Source organism: Mesorhizobium sp. M0051, from assembly GCF_040323235.1.
Lineage (GTDB): Bacteria > Pseudomonadota > Alphaproteobacteria > Rhizobiales > Rhizobiaceae > Mesorhizobium.
Genome location: NZ_JAMYUT010000026.1, coordinates 94,926 through 113,624 on the forward strand (window position 1 = coordinate 94,926; position 18,699 = coordinate 113,624).

General features: G+C 61.2%; 20 protein-coding genes and 1 pseudogene. 10 read left to right on the top strand and 11 right to left on the bottom strand.

The window, feature by feature from the left end; genetic code table 11:
• Positions 1-20: 20 nt before the first annotated feature.
• The 3 genes from NKJ90_RS24200 (at position 21) to NKJ90_RS24210 (ending at position 5,618) form a co-directional block, all read left to right on the top strand.
• On the top strand, positions 21-1,889 hold the full coding sequence (locus NKJ90_RS24200) for a hypothetical protein (protein ID WP_352487027.1): 1,869 nt from the start codon (positions 21-23) through the stop codon (positions 1,887-1,889).
• Between the two features lie 206 nt (positions 1,890-2,095).
• Positions 2,096-3,232 (top strand): PIN domain-containing protein, encoded by a 1,137-nt coding sequence (locus NKJ90_RS24205; RefSeq protein WP_352487029.1) that lies wholly within the window; start codon positions 2,096-2,098, stop codon positions 3,230-3,232.
• An 85-nt stretch (positions 3,233-3,317) separates the two neighbouring features.
• Positions 3,318-5,618: a GmrSD restriction endonuclease domain-containing protein gene (locus NKJ90_RS24210; protein WP_352487031.1), complete on the top strand. Its 2,301-nt coding sequence runs from the start codon at positions 3,318-3,320 to the stop codon at positions 5,616-5,618.
• A 228-nt stretch (positions 5,619-5,846) separates the two neighbouring features.
• Here the strand turns inward: NKJ90_RS24210 and NKJ90_RS24215 are convergent, their stop codons facing one another.
• Both NKJ90_RS24215 and NKJ90_RS24220 read right to left on the bottom strand, forming a co-directional pair.
• Positions 5,847-6,995 carry a helix-turn-helix domain-containing protein gene (locus tag NKJ90_RS24215; RefSeq protein ID WP_352487033.1) on the bottom strand — a complete coding sequence of 383 codons (1,149 nt, stop codon included), beginning with the start codon at positions 6,993-6,995 and terminating at the stop codon, positions 5,847-5,849.
• Between the two features lies 1 nt (position 6,996).
• On the bottom strand, positions 6,997-7,266 hold the full coding sequence (locus tag NKJ90_RS24220) for a hypothetical protein (RefSeq protein WP_352487035.1): 270 nt from the start codon (positions 7,264-7,266) through the stop codon (positions 6,997-6,999).
• 209 nt (positions 7,267-7,475) lie between these two features.
• Here NKJ90_RS24220 and NKJ90_RS24225 point away from each other — a divergent pair, with 209 nt between their 5' ends.
• Genes NKJ90_RS24225 through NKJ90_RS24240 form a run of 4 tightly spaced genes read left to right on the top strand, consistent with a single transcriptional unit; the run spans position 7,476 to position 10,308 of the window.
• Positions 7,476-7,979, top strand: coding sequence for a hypothetical protein (locus NKJ90_RS24225; protein ID WP_352487037.1), 504 nt, complete (start codon positions 7,476-7,478; stop codon positions 7,977-7,979).
• Positions 7,972-8,472, top strand: a complete 501-nt coding sequence (locus tag NKJ90_RS24230; RefSeq protein WP_023697864.1) for a DUF7665 family protein — start codon at positions 7,972-7,974, stop codon at positions 8,470-8,472. The genes NKJ90_RS24225 and NKJ90_RS24230 overlap by 8 nt, the downstream gene beginning before the upstream one ends.
• A gap of 31 nt (positions 8,473-8,503) precedes the next feature.
• Complete coding sequence (locus tag NKJ90_RS24235) at positions 8,504-8,950, top strand: hypothetical protein (RefSeq protein WP_156940789.1); 447 nt, start codon at positions 8,504-8,506, stop codon at positions 8,948-8,950.
• Positions 8,947-10,308, top strand: a complete 1,362-nt coding sequence (locus tag NKJ90_RS24240) for a BilD N-terminal domain-containing protein (RefSeq protein WP_352487039.1) — start codon at positions 8,947-8,949, stop codon at positions 10,306-10,308. The genes NKJ90_RS24235 and NKJ90_RS24240 overlap by 4 nt, the downstream gene beginning before the upstream one ends.
• A gap of 184 nt (positions 10,309-10,492) precedes the next feature.
• Here the strand turns inward: NKJ90_RS24240 and NKJ90_RS24245 are convergent, their stop codons facing one another.
• The 3 genes from NKJ90_RS24245 to NKJ90_RS24255 all read right to left on the bottom strand — a co-directional run bounded on the left by NKJ90_RS24245 (position 10,493) and on the right by NKJ90_RS24255 (position 13,004).
• Complete coding sequence (locus tag NKJ90_RS24245) at positions 10,493-11,101, bottom strand: RES family NAD+ phosphorylase (protein ID WP_352487040.1); 609 nt, start codon at positions 11,099-11,101, stop codon at positions 10,493-10,495.
• Positions 11,102-11,779, bottom strand: a complete 678-nt coding sequence (locus NKJ90_RS24250; RefSeq protein WP_352487041.1) for an XRE family transcriptional regulator — start codon at positions 11,777-11,779, stop codon at positions 11,102-11,104.
• Positions 11,780-11,873: 94 nt separating this feature from the next.
• Positions 11,874-13,004: an RHE_PE00001 family protein gene (locus NKJ90_RS24255; protein WP_352487043.1), complete on the bottom strand. Its 1,131-nt coding sequence runs from the start codon at positions 13,002-13,004 to the stop codon at positions 11,874-11,876.
• Positions 13,005-13,233: 229 nt separating this feature from the next.
• Between NKJ90_RS24255 and NKJ90_RS24260 the strand changes: the two genes are divergently transcribed.
• Genes NKJ90_RS24260 through NKJ90_RS24270 form a run of 3 tightly spaced genes read left to right on the top strand, consistent with a single transcriptional unit; the run spans position 13,234 to position 15,063 of the window.
• Entirely contained in the window at positions 13,234-13,476 is a 243-nt protein-coding gene (locus tag NKJ90_RS24260) for a type II toxin-antitoxin system Phd/YefM family antitoxin (RefSeq protein ID WP_023762657.1), read from the top strand.
• A complete protein-coding gene (locus NKJ90_RS24265; RefSeq protein WP_502904942.1) occupies positions 13,473-13,889 on the top strand; it encodes a type II toxin-antitoxin system VapC family toxin in 417 nt (138 codons plus the stop codon). Before NKJ90_RS24260 ends, NKJ90_RS24265 begins: the two co-directional genes overlap by 4 nt.
• Positions 13,882-15,063 (top strand): tyrosine-type recombinase/integrase, encoded by a 1,182-nt coding sequence (locus NKJ90_RS24270; RefSeq protein WP_352487047.1) that lies wholly within the window; start codon positions 13,882-13,884, stop codon positions 15,061-15,063. The genes NKJ90_RS24265 and NKJ90_RS24270 overlap by 8 nt, the downstream gene beginning before the upstream one ends.
• Before the next feature lie 481 nt (positions 15,064-15,544).
• On the opposite strand, the pseudogene NKJ90_RS33590 reads toward NKJ90_RS24270, so the two are convergent.
• From NKJ90_RS33590 to NKJ90_RS24295, 6 genes and pseudogenes are all read right to left on the bottom strand, one after another.
• Positions 15,545-15,715 (bottom strand): annotated as a pseudogene (locus NKJ90_RS33590) (RES family NAD+ phosphorylase); the annotation flags it as partial.
• A 239-nt stretch (positions 15,716-15,954) separates the two neighbouring features.
• The gene (locus NKJ90_RS24275) at positions 15,955-16,386 is read right to left on the bottom strand and encodes a plasmid maintenance toxin (PemK-like) (RefSeq protein WP_352487049.1); all 432 of its coding nucleotides are present in this window, start codon (positions 16,384-16,386) and stop codon (positions 15,955-15,957) included.
• Positions 16,373-16,666, bottom strand: coding sequence for a type II toxin-antitoxin system Phd/YefM family antitoxin (locus tag NKJ90_RS24280; RefSeq protein WP_023762664.1), 294 nt, complete (start codon positions 16,664-16,666; stop codon positions 16,373-16,375). The genes NKJ90_RS24275 and NKJ90_RS24280 overlap by 14 nt, the downstream gene beginning before the upstream one ends.
• A 316-nt stretch (positions 16,667-16,982) precedes the next feature.
• The gene (locus tag NKJ90_RS24285; RefSeq protein ID WP_352487051.1) at positions 16,983-17,501 is read right to left on the bottom strand and encodes an RES family NAD+ phosphorylase; all 519 of its coding nucleotides are present in this window, start codon (positions 17,499-17,501) and stop codon (positions 16,983-16,985) included.
• Positions 17,498-17,887: an antitoxin Xre/MbcA/ParS toxin-binding domain-containing protein gene (locus NKJ90_RS24290; RefSeq protein ID WP_352487053.1), complete on the bottom strand. Its 390-nt coding sequence runs from the start codon at positions 17,885-17,887 to the stop codon at positions 17,498-17,500. Before NKJ90_RS24290 ends, NKJ90_RS24285 begins: the two co-directional genes overlap by 4 nt.
• Positions 17,888-18,129: 242 nt before the next feature.
• Positions 18,130-18,372 (bottom strand): hypothetical protein, encoded by a 243-nt coding sequence (locus NKJ90_RS24295; RefSeq protein WP_352487055.1) that lies wholly within the window; start codon positions 18,370-18,372, stop codon positions 18,130-18,132.
• Between the last annotated feature and the right edge of the window lie 327 nt (positions 18,373-18,699).

An 18,699-nucleotide genomic window follows, 5' to 3' on the forward strand; every position in this document is an offset into this window, starting at 1 on the left:
CGCAGCGTCCCGCACAGACGATGGGCTGGTACGCCGAGGCGTTCGATTTGGCGGGTTGGGAGGACATCCCGACTTTCGTCCCTCCTTCAGAGGGCGATGATGCGGCGCTCTTTGCCGACGCGCGCACGGTCTGCATCGATTATTGCGGCGAGAACTCCCACGAACTCCGCCTTCTTGACCGCGGCATTGCAACCAATCATGGCCAGATGCCGCAGCGGCTACGGCGGCTGATGGTAGCTCTCATCGACCGCTCCATCTGCCCGATCACTGTCGCAACAGCAACTCTCACCGAAGGCGTCAACCTGCCCTTCGACATGATTTTCCTTCCCGTCCTGAAGCGAACTATATTTGACGTCGCGACGCAAACCCCGACCGAGTATCCGATGTCGGCGGCGGAGTTCCGCAATCTCTCAGGCCGGGCCGGCCGGCCTGGCGCCGCGAAAGGAATGGAAGGGCTTACGCTCGTCGCTCTTCCGATAGCACCATCCACGACAGCTGCAGGGCAACTTGGCACGCATCGAAGGCAAGTGCGCGAACGGCGCAATGAGTACGACAGCCTCATCGCAAGACTGAGGGCGGACGCCGCGGGCGATGGAAATACAAAAAGTCCGCTTGCTGTCTTGCTCCGCGCTATTCGGCAACAGGCTCTGCGTCTGCCTGGTGTCAACGACAACGAAGATTTCCTTCGCTGGCTGGAAGTGACTGCGCCTGCGACCGTTTCAGCCGATGCCGGCCAGGCGCGCGCGACGCCTGCGGCGCGGCTTGCCGATCGACTCGACGAACTCGACACGATGATCCTGGCGTCCGTCGAGGAGACTGAGGCCATAAGTGCGGTCACAGCAACCCCGGCCAATAGCGAGGCAATGCTCGTGCAACTTTGGCAAAAAACATTCACGCAAGCCGCGCTAGCGACCGAAGAATGGATGGAGAAGGCCTTTATCAAGCGAGGGCGGGGGATGGTGGAGACGATCTATCCTGATGCGGGAGAGCGAAAGCGTCTCTACGACTACGGCTACGCCCCCCACGTCGGCAGACGCTTCGATCTGGTCGCACGGACCATTCTCGAGCAGCTACAGCAGACTGTAGACTACGGCACGATGCGCCCACAAGCGCGCCTTGCGGTCTTTATCGCGCTCGGGGAAGCGGTTGCCGATGATGGTGGTTATGGCTTTTCTATCCGCGACACAGAAATGGGCCGCACTCTTTACGCCAACTGGCACGAAGTGCTCAGCTGGTGGATGGCGGTGCCGGGCGCTGCAGGGCCCGAGCCGAAAGATCTTCGCGCCTGGCAGATTTTCACCTCGGACAATTTCGAATTTCGCCTGGGCGTTGCAATCGGCGCTGTTGTTGCGCGGGCGTGGTCGCAAGGCACCGATGATCCGTTCGATACACCTACGATCGACACTTGGAAGGATGTCACCGGACTTCCATGGTACGCATTTTGGGCAAAAGAGCTGCTGCGCTGGGGAACGCTCGATCCGTTTGTCGCCTTTGCGCTCTCGCTCGGCATCGCGAAATCGCGGCCTGAAGCTGAAGGCATGCGCGGGCAATATCTCGCATGGCTTGAAGAAGTGATCGAAGATCCGAGCGGCGAGGACCAGATCGATCCGAGCAAATTACTGGCATGGTCTATGGCTCGGAGGCCCCCCGAAGCCGCTGCAGCGAGGCGTACGCCGATCACGGCCGACCTCGCCGGGACTGATGGCCGGGCGAGGCGCTATGCGGTCATTCCCGTGCGCTCCGAAAGGCGCATCCGCTGGCTCGATGCATCGGGCTTCAGGCTCGCGGTTTCGGCAATCCCCAAGGACTTCCCGACCGGGTTCAGGCAGCCCAACGACTATGATCTTCTCATCGAGAACGGCGAAGTGTCTGTGGTTAGGACCTTTTAGCAACTAATCGAGCGGGACTTGCCGATGCGAGCCGGCCCAATTGCTCGCACAATATAGGCTACTGTCCGATTGCAATCTGCTACTCGACTAAGCCGCGTGGCGCTCATCTGTGAAACGCACGCTGCATCGCGGCTCACAAGACTGACGCCCTTACCATCCTGGCCTCAACTTGGGACGCCATGAAGGCAAAACCCGAAGGAAAATAGATGCCCGTTTTCGATGAAGAAGTGATCAAGGATGATATCGTCCATGGACGCATTGGCGCGATCTCGTTGGACACGACGGCATTCGACAGACACGCGTGCAACCTGGACGCAAAGGCCTTCGAAGGTTTGGAGCAATTCAAGGCGACTAACGTCGCGTTTCTGTTGTCGGAAGTGATCATTGGCGAGGTGAAAGCCCACATCAACAAGGCGGCCTCGGACTCTAAGCAAAAACTTATAAATGCAATCCGCGAGAGTTCGAAAGGTTGGCGGCGCTCCATCGACAAACAAGCCATTTTGAATATGACGGGATTAATCCAGGAACCGGCCGCCTTTGCAAGTGAGTTCTACGGCCAGTTTGCCGAGCTCAAGGCGGTCCAGGTGGTGCCACTCAATGGGAACGTCGATGTCTCGGCTTTGATTGGCCGATATTTCTGTTCAACGCCACCCTTCGGAGAAACCGCAAATAAGAAGTCAGAGTTTCCCGACGCCCTGACCGTGATGAGCTTGCATTCTTGGGCGGCGGTCCACAACACGAAAGTCTTGGTCGTTAGCAATGACCGGGGATGGCAGGCCTTTGCCGATGAATCTGAGAGACTGATATGCGTGAAAGATCTGAGCACGGCTCTGGACCTCTTTAGCCCTCACGTCGCGCACGAGATTGCCAGCCAAGTCCTGCTGCTGCTCCAAAACGGCCAAGCTCCAGCGATGTATGAGGCTATCGAAGGCGAAATGGATTGGTATTTCGAATCTTCACCACCCGAAATCGAAGGCGATGCAACCCACGAATATGAGATCGAAAAGGTGGACGCCGTCCCACAGCATTGGAGCGTTGCGGATCCAGCCGAGCTGAAGGTTCTGAATTCGGACAACGAATTCATCACGATATCGATCAACGTCTCGGCTCAGATCAATATCTCGGTTTCGGTCCGCTTTTTTGCCCCTGACTATGCCGATAGAGACTACGTCGACCTGGGTGTCCATACAGTCGAGCAAGAAGACGCACTTGTCTTTCCAGTGACAGTCAAATTTAATCGCAACTTCAACGGCGAACCAGTCGTGGATTCCGTCGAGGTGCAGTCCTTTCCATACACAAGCCGCTTCTACACACTCGATCCAGATTGGGATTATGAGGAATAGCAGCTGGCTCAACACTCGTCGAAACCTGCTGCAGGCTTTTCGCACACGCAGCTAGAGGTCATACGGATTCTTGGACTATAGCTGATTGAAGATCGTCGCTGCTGATTCCATGCAGCTCGACAAGGTAATGGGGGTGATGGTGGCGCTGTTTAAGACAAGCAATTATCCGTTAGTGGCGCTGATCGAGGATATCGACCTCGGCAAGATCGGCCTGCCCGAATTGCAGCGCCCGTTTGTCTGGCCGAACGTCAACGTCCGTGATCTGTTCGATTCGCTCTATCGGGGCTACCCAGCAGGCTTCCTGCTGTTCTGGGAAACGGGCGTCGACGGTGGGTTGAAGGGAATCGGCACCAAGAACGCCCAAGCCGCCCCGAAGCTGGCGATCGTGGATGGCCAGCAGCGGCTGACCTCGCTCTATGCGGTGGTCAAGGGCGTCGAGGTGTTGCGCGCCAACTTCAAGAAGGAACGCATCCAGATTGCCTTCAATCCCTTGTCCGGCCGCTTCGATGTCGCTGACGCCGCGATCCGCAAAGACAAGGCATTCATCCCGGATATCTCGATCCTATGGCAATCGGATTTCAAGCCGAGCGCCTATCGCAAGGAATTCCTGAAGCGGCTTCGTGACGTTCGGGAGATATCCGACGACGAAGCCGAAAAGATCGAGGAAGCGATCGATCACCTTCGCAACCTTGTGCAATACAGCTTTGTCGCACTGACCCTTTCCTCCACCGTTGACGAGGAAACGATCGCAGAAGTGTTTGTGCGGATTAACGGCAAGGGCAAGGCGCTCAATCAGGCCGATTTCATAATGACGCTGATGTCAGTGTTCTGGGACGAAGGGCGCGCCGAGCTGGAAGCCTTCGCACTGGCCGCGACGCGACCCTCGGATGGGCAGGCGTCCCCGTTCAATCACTTCATCAAGCCTTCACCCGATCAGATGATCCGCGCCACTGTCGGCCTGTCGCTCAAGCGCGCTCGCCTGGAGAATGTCTATAGTGCCCTGCGGGGGCGTGACGCCAAGACAGGGCTCGACGATCCCCAACGTCGCGACGCCCAGTTCGCCCTAATGCGCGATGGCCAGAAGGCGGCGCTCAACCTCGCCAACTGGCACCACTTCATGGATGCGCTGAAGCTCGCGGGCTATCGCAGCGAGAAGATGATCAGCTCGGGGACGACGATCATCTTCAGCTACGTCCTCTATCTCATAGGACTGCGCGACTATGGCGTCGATCGTGTGCTGATGCGCCAGACCATCGCCGAATTCTTCTTCATGGCGACGCTGACGGGGCGATACACCAACTCGCCCGAGACACGGTTCGAGAGCGATTTGTCGCTGATCCGTGATCTGCCCGATGGCGCGGCGTTTCTGGCGCGGTTGCGTGAACTCTGCACGACGACCCTGACAGGCGATTACTGGACGATCACCCTGCCAAGCCAACTCGCCACATCGGCGTCCCGCAGTCCGTCGCTGTTCGCCTATCAGGCCGCGCTGATCAAGCTGGACGCTAATGTGCTTTATAGCCCTCTTAAGATCTCCGCGATGGTCGATCCGGCAGTGAAGGGCACCAAGGCTGCGCTCGAACAGCACCACCTTTTCCCGCGCGGCTATCTGGAAGAGACGGGTATCGTCGATCTGAAACAAATCAATCAGATTGCCAATTTCGCCGCCGTCGAATGGCCCGCGAACATTAAGATCGGCAAGAAGCCGCCTGCAGATTATGTGCCGCCGCTCGATCACGCTATGAGTGGCGAAGAGCGTGACCGTCTCTATGGCTGGCACGCCCTGCCGCCTTTGTGGTGGGAATTGCCCTACCACGAATTTCTGGTGCAGCGCAGGGTTCGGATGGCCGATGTGATCCGTCAGGCCTGGGAGTTGCTGACCGTCGGGTCCTCGCCCATCAGCACTGTCGCTCCGGTCGCCATCGCTGATCTGATTACGGGCGGCGAAACGGGCGCGGTGGAATTCAAGTCGACGCTGCGGATGAATCTCCATACCGGGCAAGTCGATGACAAGATTCAAATATCCGCGCTTAAAACGATCGCGGGATTCCTGAATGCCAAGGGAGGGACGCTGTTGATCGGCGTCTCCGACAATGGGGAAATCTTGGGTCTTCATGCCGATGGATTCCAGTCTGAGGATAAGCTCGGCCTGCACCTCGTCAACTTGGTCAAGGATCGGATTGGTGAGGTCTTCCTGCCCTACATTCACCCCCATTTTCAGGATGAAAATGGCGCACGGGTTCTAGCAATCCGTTGTGAGAAGGGGCCGAAAGCGGCTTTTCTCAAGGACGGCAATTTGCAACGGTTTTTCGTGCGCGGTGGCAATGCGACGACGGAATTGTCCGGCGCATCGGTGACGGACTACGCAAAACAGCGGTTCGGCTGAACGAACAGTCATGCTGCTGTGGCGTGATCCTAGTCATCATCACTATCGTCTGTGGCCCGCCATAAATCACCGATTGCCGGGAATGCACCTTCCAAGTCATAGCGCTTACTGGCAGAAACGCCACTTCGGGCCCAATGTCAGAAGTTGACCCAACGTTGCCGCTTCCCGTTAGCCGACATCCCAAGCGAACCCGCTGCAGTCGTGGTTGTGCCATTAGGACATCGTGGCTTAGCCCCGCATAAGCGCGGTCTTCACCTCACCCCGACCGATCAACTTGGAAAAGCGGCGATAGTCCGAATGCTCGAACCGCCAGCGGCCGGCGGAGATCGCAGGATGCACGCCAGCTTTCTGAGCCGCTTCCAACACCTCCTCCGTGCTGCTGTCCTTGTCGATCCGCTTCCATATGGCAGGAGGTATAAGAGCGTTCCGTGCAAACGAGTCCGCCTCCGCTTCTATGGCTTCCGAACTCGCCACATCCAAATCGTCCAGAATGACCTGCCGATCAGAGCTCAAGTGGCAAACCACGTGAGAAAACTCATGCAACAGCGTAAACCAGAAATTGTCCAAGCGATCGTGGCGAAGGGTCAGCGCTATCACTGGAACACCGTCTCCCCGGCACATCGCAGCACCGTCGAGGAATGTTCCTGGCATATGTTCCAATACAACTAATATTATTCCAATTCGATGTAGCTCAGAAAAAATACGATCGTTCCAGTCAGGAAATATGCTTATCTGTGCAAGTTGTCTGGCAATTTTTTCCGGATCACTTATATCCCTCTTCTTGATTTTGATTTTTTCAGCGCGCATCAATACGGTCGCACACCACGCTTCTAGCGCAGCCAAATCCGTCTTGGCATTGGTACGTTCAGTCCTGGTCTTGCGCAACATGGCGACCGCAGGGGTAGAAGCTTTCGAACGCGATAAGAAGCCAGCGAGATTCTCTTTCGGTTTCATCACGCCAAGCTTCCGGAGCTTCCCCTCCGCCGCCATCGAGGTGCTCGAGGCACCCGTCGCAGGCTCGTGCTTGAACGAGCCGATCAGCGAAGCAACTGGAATGCCCAAGTGCTGGTGCAGTGCTCTGATCTGATCAACCGTTGGCTGTCGCTGGCCGTTGAGTATTTCGGATACTCGAGATTTGCTTCCGAGATATGCGAACAGATCGCGTTGTGACAGTCCTGTCTGTGCCATGCGAAACTTGATCGCCTGAGCAGGCGTGGCTGCCTCGACGGGATGCTGTGATCGCTCCCATCGTTCGATGACGGCTTGCAGCACTTCGAGCTCGTCGCGATCCTTTGGGCTCTTACGCCCGAACAGCGCCGCGGCACGTTTGAGTGCCGATTGGTGGTCCTCATGCGTACGTATAGGTCGAACCGTCATGTCACCTTGCTCCCTGTGTTGCCCGTAGCGCGTGCCCCATAGTCGCGCCCGCATATTCAATGAGAACCATCTGCGCCTCGCAGTCAGCGAGCAGATCGATCCGATAGCCACCGTCGAGTAGGATTCGGACCTTGATGCCGTCGATGACGGCTGACGGGTAGAACTCAGCGATTTGATCCATCGAGCGCCAGGACCCTGCCTCGAGCTCGGCAACCAGTGCCGGTACGGCTCCATCGAGGCCGTCCCGGGCACGACGCGCAAGTTCGTGCAACCTCGAAATCCCCATCAGCCTCATGGCAATCGCGGCTCCATCGCAAAAAAGGTTCCCAAATGTGGGACGACTGTTGCACTCGACGTCGTGCCGTGCCATATCAGAATCAACGTTCCCAGAAGTGGGAATAACACGCAGAAGTGTCGGGACCAAGGGATTTTGCTCCGCCCTTCCCGTGCAAGGATTCCGGGGCGCTGCGGAGAATTGCAATGACTACCAACAACGAAGGTGGCTCTGACGATCGCCACAGGGTCCGTGTCGAACTTGAGTTCGAGGACTTGCAGGAGCACTTGGACCTCGAAATTGAAGCCGGTGATCTGGATGCCATCCTGCGTGCCGCTCATGGCAAGCCGGGTTTCGAAAAAGCCCATTTGTTCGAGCGCGACAACGAGGAGACGTTGACGGGCATCGGCGATCGCCGCGCCATCTCGATCCTGGTTCACCGGTGCCGCCGTGTAGCCGTTCAGGTCAACTACGACGGCGACACCAAGAGCCGGGAGTTCTCGCCAGCGGTCACCATCCTGCGCGTTCTGCAGTGGGCGGTCAGCAAGCGTGGCTTCAACCTTGACGACAATACCGCGGCGAAGGCCAATCTGATGCTGCCGGACGCCGATCAGCCCCTGCCCAAGGACGCGATGCTCGGCATCTACATCAAGCACCCCGGCTGCTCGCTGACGCTAGACCTGACCCTCAAGGACTTCACCAATGGCTGAGGTCGAGATCACGCCTGCACAGAAGACCCTGATCAACCAGTTGAACTCGGTTCGTTTCCTCGTGGGCGTCGACGAGGGCCGTTGGGAGATTCTCGCGGTTGCCTGGCCCTACCTCGTCGTGCGCATCCGGGTCATGACTGGTCAGGCCGAGATCTTCACCCACGACTTTCGTCTTGAGTGCACGGGTTTCCCTGATCCTGGCCCTTATGTCGAGCGTTGGACCTATGCGGACGATCCGCAACACGGCACTCGCCCCGCAGCACCCAGTGCAGGCGCCCCGGGCTTCGTCGAAGCGCTCAAAGCCTGGGGCGACGGCAACAGCGACGGCGGCATTTACCGCGCCTGGAACCGCGGCGCGGCCCAGCACAATGACTGGTGGCGGAAGCGTCCCGACGAAGCCTGGCACCGGAACCGGGCAATCACCTTCATCATGGAGCAGCTCTATGCCCTCGTTTCTGAACAGGCTCTTTGGCTGGCTGCTAGGGCGGCCTAAGCCCCGCATTGTCTGCGAAGAGGCCGTATGGTTGGCGGGAGCTTCGGAACTGAAGCTCCGGACGCTTGGCGGGAGACGAGAAAGCGGCGCCTTCCTCATCGGCGAGACCCGCGACAAGGGACCCAAGATCATCCGTGCGTTCGTCTACTACGACGATCTCGATCCGCACGCCCTCGATAGCGGTATCGTCCATTTCGACGGCAATAAGCTGCCGCGCCTGTGGCAGATCTGCCGCGAGCGTCGATACCGCGTCGTCGCGGACGTGCACGTCCACCCATTTCACTATGGGCAAAGTGCTTCCGACCAGGCGGACCCGGTCATGCCACGCGGTGGTCACTTCGCGTTTATTCTTCCCGATTTCGCTGCCGGTTCGGTGATCCCCGGCGGCATTGGCCAGTATGAGTATTTGGGTAACGGCAAGTGGGTCGACCACTCCCATGCCGCTGCATCGCTGCTCGAGCTCAGGAGGCCGAAATGATCCCCGATCTCCGCCGCTCGCGCATCGCCAAGGTAATCACCGATGCCGCGGGTAGCGAGCGCGACTTCGACCAGGCGGCGGCCGCGCTGGATGCCGTGCACGTTGCCGTAGTTACCAACAGTGGCGGGATCGCCTCCGCCGCGGCACAGGCCGCTGTAGTCACCGCTCTCAACACCGCCGTGAAGAGCTTCGGCAAGGCCACGCTTGTCTGCCCGCACGATATTGCCCTCGAGGCCAGGCTGGCCCTCGGGAACGATCTCTTTGCGGTCGCAGACGCTTGCGGAGCCCAGGTCTCCGCGTTGCTGCCGTCGAGCGTGACGCACATTGTTGCAGTCGGCGACTCCCCTGCAGCCGGGGCCTTCGTGCGATGCTGGTGGGACGGCTGGAGCGCTGGTGTGATCCCCGGCTGGGATGACGATCCTTGCGGCAAATTCGGCAACCCATTGGCGGGGGTATTTGCTGGAGCGCTCGCCGTGCGCGAGGTTTTTGCTAACGCGATTGGGCGCCGTCATTCAGTCAATCGCCGTTCCGTGATCTCGCTCTGGCAGCCTTGGTCGCAGGGAGGCGAACCCGAGCAGCCGCCGACGGCACTCATACTTCCCCGCTCGCTTTGGCTGGTGGGACTGGGGCATGTCGGTCAGGGCTTCTTGTGGAGCCTAGCCTTTCTTCCCGCCGCGGGTACGCATGCAATCCTTCAGGACGATCAGACTGTCGGCGAAGAAAACGTCGGCACGGGCCTCGTGACGCAGTTGCTCGACTTCGAGAAGGAGAACAAGAAGACCCGGGTGGCTGCGCGGTGGCTTGAAGCCGCAGGATGGACCACCTCGTTGCTTGAGCGCCGGAACTATGGCGATTTGCAACCGACGAACAATGACCCACCGGTGGTACTAACCAGCCTTGATGAGCCAACGGCGCGGCTGGCGATCGCCAAAGCGGGCCACAGCTTCATGATCGATGCCGGTGTCGGGCACGGCGCCTTCGACTTCGAGATCGGCCAGATTCGAGTGGTGCCAAAGGGGGCCGACACCGAAGGGCTATGGGCTCATGCCGCGAAACCCAAGAACATCGACGTCATCCTTGAAACGCCCGCCTATCGCGAGCACGCGAGGAAATATGACGGCTGCGGCACCTTTAGCCTTGCCGAGGCCAGCGCCGCCGTGCCGTTCGTTGGGGCAGCCGTCGGTGCTTTGACCATTGTGCAGCTGCTGCGCATCGCATCTATGTGTTCGACCCCCAGGATCATGCAGGTCGAGCTCAACGCCCCGGAGACGGTCAGCGCCGGCACGATGAACCCAACCGCCGCCCAAGGGCTTGGCGGGATCGAGCTCCGATGGGAGATAGGCAGAGCGTCGAACTAGGCAGACGACCTCGCTGCGCGATCTAAACGAGGCTCTCGTCCGTGGCACCGTAAGCGGGCATCCCCCGGCGCTGAGGCAATAGGCAAATTTGCGGCCCCACACCGGTCGTTGCGTTGCTCCGGCTTAGTGGACGTTTCTGGCACTACAGCGTCTTTGACAAGCGATACGGATACGAGATAAATCTTCACACCAATCCCACCCGGAAATCTTCCAGAACCTGAGCCAGCCCTGGCGCGCCGAGAAGGGTCACAACACGCTTCGCCTGAAGCTTCGGTACCGCGCGATCGTAAATGGCAAGATTGGTCGCCTCATTGAGGCGCGAGGGATAGATGATCCCGTCGGGCTCAGATGGGTGCTCGTGAAACGCCAGTGACCACCGGCGTGCCAGGTTCTGGCGCTGTGCCCGAACGACGTCGGTCGGCACACCCATCCGAACGGCATTGTCGCCTCTGAGGTCGACCAGGCGCAGGTCTGCTGTGGTCGAGATCTCCGCAAAGTGCCGCTGCGTCAGTTCAGTCTCATCGACCGGAAGATCATCAACAAGCCCTTCGCGGCGGTCGCGGAGTACCGCCTCGAGGAAACAGACCTTCAGGGAGTCGCCGAGGTAAAGAACGCCAAACCGGTTGGCGTAAAGACGGCGTCGAGGATCGCTGAACCGGCTCGGCGACTTCCCCCACCCCAACGGATCGGGATAGGTGCTCCAGTAGATCCGGCCAAATGTCCGTCCCGGCGATATGGTCTCGATTTCGAGCTTTGCGCGCGCGAAATCGAGTGGAGGTGGAACGCCGGGCATTCAGTCGAAATCGCCCCTGGCCAGGCCTTCCGCCGCGGCCAACACCAAGGTGTCATCGCCTTGCTGAAGGGCTCGAAGGCCGCTCCGGCCATCGAGGGCGCCATGGCGCGACACCAGAAACCGATAGACCGCCCAGGCGCTGTTGCCGAGCGTCTCGTGGAGCGCCGGCAATGTCCCGAACGGTCGGCCGTCCCTGTCGAGTTGCCAGACAGGAAAGCGGAATCCGCGCTTGGCGCCATCGATCCCGAGCACCTGCCCGCTTTGCCGCCTGGCGTTGACCGTCACGCGCGACGTGCCAAGCAGCTTGGCAAAGGCATCCGCGCTCAACATGTCCTCGCCGGCGACAATTTCGGCGACACGCTTGCGGCCACGCGCGCGCGCTCCGGCAAGCGCCGCCTCGAGTTCGGCATCGGGCTTGCCCGTGTCCTCGACGGGAAAGGTATCGACCGGTTGCTCCTCGACCGGCGTGATCGTCTGCGCATCGGCCGCCGGATCGACCTCTACCCGGAACGATACGCGGTGGCCGATCTTGCGGCTGCGTGCGATCGCTTCCTGATAGCGTTCGAGCAACACCTTCTTGAAATCGGCCTGTGCCGGAAGCTTTGTGGTGAAGCTCAGGGCGGCGACTCCTGTATGGGATGCGGTCCCGCTATGATTGCTGCGTTTTGGAGCGGCCATGGTGACAACCTCCTGCTGTCACCAATATATGGTTGCAGGTCGCAAGTTCGTCAAGTTCGATAATTTCGTAAAGTTAGTAGCGAATGGCTGCGGACTAAACAATTCCCCAGGCGCGAAACCTTCCCCTCCCCGTCATCTCGCGCAGACCGAGCTCGCCGATCAGGTTGAGCGCCCCCTGCTTTGTCACCTTTAGCCGCTCCTGGATCATGCCGGTGGAGACGAGCGGCCGGGACAGCACCAGCTCGACCAGGCCGGGGAGTTTCGAGCTGGCGCGGCGTTCGCGCAGCCGCCGCTCCATCTGGCTTTTTGCCAGCACGAGACGGTCATGTTCCTTCAGGCCAGCCACTGCTGCGTCGTGAATGGCATCGAGCAAGGCGAGCAGCCGATCGCCGCGACTGCGCGCCCGCCTCCGCTCCCGCGGAATGTTCTTCGCGCCGAGATGCAGGCAAGCGAGATGGTGGGCGGCGAGCCCTTCCTGCCGCAGCAGTGCAGCCACGAGCAGCGGCCCGAGCCATGTGGCATGCTGCAGCACCTCGATGTCCGACCAGGCTTCGAGCAGGACCGCAGCGCGCAGGATGACTGGTTGCCCCCGCGTTTCCGCGAGCACAGCCTGCCATTCGGCCAGCCGTTCTTCTTCATTCCAGTCGAGGTCGTAGATCAGGCCGTTTTGCGGCTCCGGCCGGTCGTCCGGGCGCGCCGCTTTCACCCGCGCGTCGGCGCCGCTCAGAAGCTTTGACGAGCGCGCCAGGACGGCATCGATCTCGGCAAATTCTTCGGCCAGCAGATCGGCCTCGGCGTCATCGCGATCGGCGGCTTCCACAGAGGCAGTTGCAGCCCCCTCCCCGTCCCGGCTTTTTTGGCCCGCCGCCGGCATGGCGCCGCCGCGACCGGTCAGCGCCAAAAAACCGTCGCGGCTGAGCGCCCAATCCGGTTTTTGCGCAAAAATCCGCCGGCGGGTTCGCAGCACCGCGTGCGCCCGGGTGAGTTCGTGGGTCGGGGTGCGGATGTCCATGTGGGCGTCGTGCAGCACGAGGTCCTCGAGGTGGACGAGTTCGCCCTCGAGCCAGAGCGCGGAAACCGCGTCGGCAAAATGCTGGCGCTCGACAAAGCCGTCGCGCACCGGCGAACGGGCGACCCGCTCGTCGAGGCGGACCAAAACCTCGGTCGCGCGGGCAACCGGCCCGATCAGGGTTTCCAGGGGCAGTTTGTCGAGCGTGTAAGCCATTGTTTTCATGATGGCTGATTCGCATTGGTCAAGCTAGTGAGGGTCTCACTGGACTTACATCGTCTTTCTTCAGGGACAAACATCACTATCGATAATGACCTCTTATCGATAGTGACAAGACCAAGTCTTGACCAACCGCCGAAAATCGCGCTAGCGTCGTCCAAATTGCCGATCGTCGTACCGTTCCACGCTCCGCTCGACGAGAGCGCTATGCCCCCAGGAGAAACCCATGACCATCACCGTCAAGGTCGGAGAGGCCAAGACGCACCTGTCCGACCTGCTGGCCAAGGTGGAAGCCGGCGAGGAGGTCATCATTTCGCGCGGCAACGATCCGATCGCCAAACTGAGCCGAATCCCCAAGACCAACGACCTTGGCGCCCTGATCGAGGAAGTCCGCGCCGCGCGGGCCCGGGCCCAGCCGGTCACCGCCGAGGAGATTCTGGCCTGGAAGCATGAAGGCCATCGCTTCTGATGGTGTTCGTCCTTGACACGTCCGTTGCCGCCGCCTGGCTGCTTCCGGAGGAGCACAGCGAGGCGGCCGAAGCGCTGATTGGCGCTTTGACCGCACAAGGCCCGGTGCCGTCGCTGTTCTGGCACGAGGCGCGCAGCATCGTCCTGATGGCCGAACGCCGCGGCCGCATTGCCGCGGGCGAGGCGATCGCGGCGATGGGCCGGCTGCGTCGCCTGCCGCTCGAGGACGCGGGAACGGGCGGGGACGGGCCTGTCTTGGCGCTGGCGGCACGCCATGGGCTGAGCGCCTATGATGCCGCCTATCTGTCACTGGCCATGGAGCGGACGCTTCCGCTCGCCACACTGGAGCGCAAGCTGGTCGCGGCGGCACGGGCCGAAGGCGTCGAGATCCTCGGTCCTCTCGCCAATGGCTGAAGCCGCGGCCCCACCCTTCGGCGTAGCGAAGCCCGCCGGCGTCGGGCGGCGGGCCGAAGCGCTCGACGCCCTGGACTCGGTCCTGCCCTTCGACCGCCGCGATGTTCTGGCCGGACTGCTGACCGACGACGACGTCGCAACCCTGCGTCACCTGGCCAAGCAAGGCATCGGCGCAAATTCCTTGCGCGCACTCGCCTCCGACCTCGGCTATCTCGAGGCCTGGTCGCTCGCCGCCACCGGACTATCGCTGCCCTGGCCGGCGCCCGAGGCGCTGCTGATCAAATTCGTGGCGCATCATCTGTGGGATCCCGCAAAGCGCGAAACCGACCCAACACACGGCATGCCCGAGGACGTAGCCACCGCGCTGAAGTCGGCCGAGCTGCTGCGCGTCGACGCTCCGCACGCCCCCAGCACCGTGCGCCGGCGGCTGTCGAGCTGGTCGACGCTGACCAAATGGCGCGGTATGAGGGGAAAGTTCAATGGGCCGGGGCTGCAGAGTGCCATCAAACTGGCGGTGCGCGCCAGCGCCCGCCCGCGCGGCCGCAAGAGCAAGAAGGCTGTGACCGCCGACATTTTGGCCGCCCTCCTGAAGGCTTGCGCCGGCGACCGGCTCGTCGACTTGCGCGACCGCGCCCTCCTCATCACCGCCTTTGCCTCCGGCGGCCGCCGCCGCAGCGAGATTGCTGCTCTGCGCGTCGAACAGCTGGTCGAGGAAGATCCGGTGCCGGCCGACCCCAAGGATCCCGACGCCGAAACGCTCCCGTGCCTGTCGATCCGGCTTGGCCGGACGAAGACGACACAAGCCGACAGCGACGCTTACGTGCTGCTGGTTGGCCGGCCGGTAACGGTGCTGCGGTTGTGGATGGAGCGCGCCGGCATCACTGAAGGCGCCGTGTTTCGCGGCATCGACCGTTGGGGCAACCTCGATAAGCGGGCGTTGACGCCGCAGGCGGTCAATCTGATCCTGAAGCGCCGCGTCGCCGAGGCCGAGCTTGACCCGCAAGCCTTCTCCGCCCACGGCCTGCGCTCCGGCTACCTCACCGAAACCGCTCGCCGCGGCATTCCGCTGCCTGAAGCCATGCAGCAGTCGCAGCATCGCTCGGTGCAGCAGGCGTCGAACTATTACAACGATGCCGAACGCACGCTCGGGCGGGCAGCGCGGATAATCGTCTGAGGCCTCGTTCTTAAAGAAACTCGGGCCATCGGCAAGCGCGAGGTGTTGCCGAGCACATCATTTTCGATATCGACCAGCGGCCAGCGCGGGCCGGGGCCGGTTGCCTCGTCCCTTCGACCAAGCTCTCGCAGCACCTGACCTGCCGTCACTCACCACACCAGCCACTCATGGCGATCCTGGGCGATCCGTTCGATGTGCGCAAAGTTGCGGAAGTCCTCCGGTGAAGTCGATGTTCTGCGTCAAAGCGGCATCGTCGCAAACACCTTGCCGGGCCATGGATTCCTGATCTCTGGCTCGAAGAGGTTGGGCCGAACGCGAACGATCCTGGGCGCCCGTCCAGGAGAAGGGTTCCAGAAGAACGACACAGCTGCCGTTGATTTCCTGGCCTGATGGCATGATCTGGTCGCCCTCGGTGCGTCCCCGGCCTTGGATTGGCGCTGACGATTGAAGCCGAAAAACGCCCCTGCCTTGCGCGAGTGCTTCATCGCCAGGACAGCTGGTCCTTCGGCAGCCGGCCGCTTGGGTCGAACACAGCTATCTTGTGCGGAAGATGCGGACCCCAGTGCCAAAGCACCAGGTTGCGATCTTCCGTCTCGGCACCGGAAGCAAAGCTCGGCACCAGCCACGATGAAGTCAATCTCGCCCAGGCCCTCGAACGCGAATTTCTGAAACCTGGTCCCGTCGCCGTCATATACGGCAGGACCCGTGCTGAAGCTCAGTTGGCTCTTGGACACGAAGCTGCAGCGCGAGATCGGCGGTGGCGCGATCGGTTCCGCGTCGACCTCACCAAAGGCTCTGAAGATCCCTCCCCGCGAAACCCGCCTGGAAGACGCCTTGATGGAGACTGCCCCTGCCCTGACGCCGCCCGGCATGCCGCACCGCCAGCCGGCGTTACGCCGTGCGCGGCGTGCTCGTGTGCGCCCGGCCTGTCGCAATGGCGACAAACTGGCGCTTGACCGCGGCAAACAACGCTGGCGGCAGCGGCCCATAATAGCCGCTCTCTGTCTCCAGCGGCCGGATGTCAGGCCCCGGCCAGGCGAACCGGTTGCTTTCCGTCAAAACGATCCACGACCGCTCGCCGTCAAGCCGCAAGCGCAGCTTGACCGCAGCCGGAATCTCAATGGCATCATCGGGATCGGACGGCGGCGTGTGGGGGATCGGCAGGACCCGGACGACCGGCGAGCCGTCCTCCTGCATGGCGACCAGCGCCAGCACCAGGCAAGGCCGGTCCTTGTCGCCTTCTTCACGGCCCTCGCGGTGTTGCCAATGCCAGAGGTAGGAATAACGGAAGACGTGGCCGATCTTGATTTCAGCCGGCAGCATCTTTTGCCGTCAGGCCCTTTGACCCGGAGAGCTCGTCGTTGAGATGGTCAAGACCCGGCTCCATTTCCGAGGCTTCGACCGCGGCGACTTCGTCCGCGCTGAGCTCCGCTGTCAGCTCGACCCGGCGGTCGCGCTTCAACAGCCGGACAAAATCCTCGTAGGCCAGCAGCACAGTGCGCGGGCGGCCGTTCTTGGTGATGATGACCGGGTCGCGGACGGCGGCATCCTGATAGGCGCCAAAATTTTTCGAGACGGCGGCGGCGGTGACGGTGGTGGTCATTGGCGAACTCCTTCTTCCGGAATATACGGGGTTTGCGGGCTTTCCGCAAGTTCGGGGCGCCAACGCTGTTCGGGGCGCCAACGCCAGACGGAAACGCCCGTGAAAGAGCAGCTTCCCAAGACCAAGACGTGCCGAGGGGCTCGATGCGCTTGAGACGGTGCTGCCGTTCGATCGGCGCCAGTTTTTGGCCGGTCTGCTGACCGACGAACGACGATACGCGACCTGGCGAGGGAAGGGATGCCCTCGATGCGTCGCCCCGGCCTTGGATTGGCGCTGACGATCGAAGCCGAAAACGCCCCTGCCCTTCGCGAGTGCTTCATCGCCAGGACAGCTGGTCCTTCGGCAGCCGGCCACTCGGGTCGAATACAGTTACCTTGTGCGGAAGATGCGGACCCCAGTCCCAAAGCACCAGGTTGCGATCTTCCGTCTCGGCACCGGGAGCAAAACTCGGCACCAGAATGCCGGCGATGCCTTGCGGCCGCAGGCGGTCATGGATGGACCATGACGCCGGGCGATCGCCATCGCCGAGAGCCGTCGCCCAGGCGCAGGCCATGTCCTCGAGCGTGACGGAGAATTCTTCCCTCGCCTGCCCTGTCGTCAGGTCCGCAATGTCGTCGCAATCGACTTCGTAGGAACACAGCACGCATGGATCGATCCGATGCGCGAAACCCTGGTTGGCTTCCTTGACCGCTGTCATGACGGTCAGCGCCAGATAAAGCGCCGGCACACCCTTGGGATTGAATCGTGCACCCCGGATCGCCGCTCCATCACCGGAAGTCGGCTTGAATGCCCAACGTGGATCGTGCGCTCTGTAGCAGGTTCCGGCAAACCTCACGCAAAGCCGCCAACGGCCATGTGATCGAGGTAGTCACGCACCGCAGCGGCCTTTCCATCCTTCACGAGCGCTTCGGCCGTGCGTCCGCCGAATGCCGGAAGCGGCTGGGCCCGATACCAGGCCATCGCCTGTTCCTTGCCGCCCGCCCAATCCATCACGCGGCTGATGATCTCGAGCATTTCCCGCAGACGTCCCTGTGTCCTTACCGTCCGGCTGCGCTCCGACCGATAGAGGGTCTCGCGAGCAAGACCGGCGGTCTGAGCCAGCTGGCCCTTGGACATGCCAAAACCGTCCGCGACCTGCTCGATCGCGATCTTCCCGTTGCGGTCCATATAGGACAAGACGAGAGGTTCATTCTGCACGAGTAACTTCGGTGCCTGGCCCATAGCAGCTCATTCACCACATAAATTGTCATATTTTATGTGCAGAAGATATGGCATTTCTCGATCGCTTTCAAGTCCGGAGCCGAACCAGCTTGAGCGCCTGCATGAGTGGACACCAAGGGGAGGTGCTCAACGGACGGAGTCGTAGTCGGGAAACGGCTCAAGCCCGAAGGCCTGGCCTCGTCGCAGAACCAGTCATTGTGACCTGGATCCGAGAAACTTCGTCGCTGCTGCGGGGACCCTCGTCAGTTCAAAGTCCGCGACTGACGCTCGACATCTCCGAGCCGCTTATACGCCATCCATGCATCGGCGGCGACGGCGCTGCCGGCTCGCGCCAGCCAAGCCGCGCGATCGGCCTCATCAAGTGAGTTCCACCACACCATCCCGGCGGTTTCATCGGATGTCGGCTCTCGGTCGTCTTCGTTCTTCATGTCCTCGATCCTCGCATACGGTGTTCTTGCCGACAAGCGCTGCAGCCACAGATCCATCACCATATCCGCGGATTAAAGCCTAAGCCTCCTCAGCAAATCCCGGTACCACTCATGCGGTCATCCTCACTGTCGCGCCATTAGCCTTGAGCGCCGCCACAAGCATGGGCGGTATGGAAATTCCCTGCTGTTGCTTTTTTGGCCAGCACACGCAGATAGCCGCCGGCAATGCTGATCTGGATCCCCTGCGATGGCCATCAAAGCCTTGGTTGTAGTCGACACAAAGCCCTCCCCGTCACGTCCCAAACAGCCGCCGGTCCCAATAGACGGGTTGGTGCAGACTTGTCTGGATCCTCGAAAACTCCGGATGCGCCGGATTGATCAGCA

Bases quoted from the DNA above. Each gene is read 5' to 3' on its own strand.
- NKJ90_RS24280 (WP_023762664.1), bottom strand. From the start codon at position 16,666: ATGACCACCACCGTCACCGCCGCCGCCGTCTCGAAAAATTTTGGCGCC.
- NKJ90_RS24250 (WP_352487041.1), bottom strand. From the start codon at position 11,779: ATGGCCGCTCCAAAACGCAGCAATCATAGCGGGACCGCATCCCATACA.
- NKJ90_RS24295 (WP_352487055.1), bottom strand. From the start codon at position 18,372: ATGGATCTGTGGCTGCAGCGCTTGTCGGCAAGAACACCGTATGCGAGG.
- NKJ90_RS24225 (WP_352487037.1), top strand. From the start codon at position 7,476: ATGACTACCAACAACGAAGGTGGCTCTGACGATCGCCACAGGGTCCGT.
- NKJ90_RS24200 (WP_352487027.1), top strand. From the start codon at position 21: ATGGGCTGGTACGCCGAGGCGTTCGATTTGGCGGGTTGGGAGGACATC.
- NKJ90_RS24230 (WP_023697864.1), top strand. From the start codon at position 7,972: ATGGCTGAGGTCGAGATCACGCCTGCACAGAAGACCCTGATCAACCAG.
- NKJ90_RS24215 (WP_352487033.1), bottom strand. From the start codon at position 6,995: ATGACGGTTCGACCTATACGTACGCATGAGGACCACCAATCGGCACTC.
- NKJ90_RS24245 (WP_352487040.1), bottom strand. From the start codon at position 11,101: ATGCCCGGCGTTCCACCTCCACTCGATTTCGCGCGCGCAAAGCTCGAA.
- NKJ90_RS24255 (WP_352487043.1), bottom strand. From the start codon at position 13,004: ATGGCTTACACGCTCGACAAACTGCCCCTGGAAACCCTGATCGGGCCG.
- NKJ90_RS24270 (WP_352487047.1), top strand. From the start codon at position 13,882: ATGGCTGAAGCCGCGGCCCCACCCTTCGGCGTAGCGAAGCCCGCCGGC.
- NKJ90_RS24260 (WP_023762657.1), top strand. From the start codon at position 13,234: ATGACCATCACCGTCAAGGTCGGAGAGGCCAAGACGCACCTGTCCGAC.
- NKJ90_RS24205 (WP_352487029.1), top strand. From the start codon at position 2,096: ATGCCCGTTTTCGATGAAGAAGTGATCAAGGATGATATCGTCCATGGA.
- NKJ90_RS24290 (WP_352487053.1), bottom strand. From the start codon at position 17,887: ATGGGCCAGGCACCGAAGTTACTCGTGCAGAATGAACCTCTCGTCTTG.
- NKJ90_RS24275 (WP_352487049.1), bottom strand. From the start codon at position 16,386: ATGCTGCCGGCTGAAATCAAGATCGGCCACGTCTTCCGTTATTCCTAC.
- NKJ90_RS24240 (WP_352487039.1), top strand. From the start codon at position 8,947: ATGATCCCCGATCTCCGCCGCTCGCGCATCGCCAAGGTAATCACCGAT.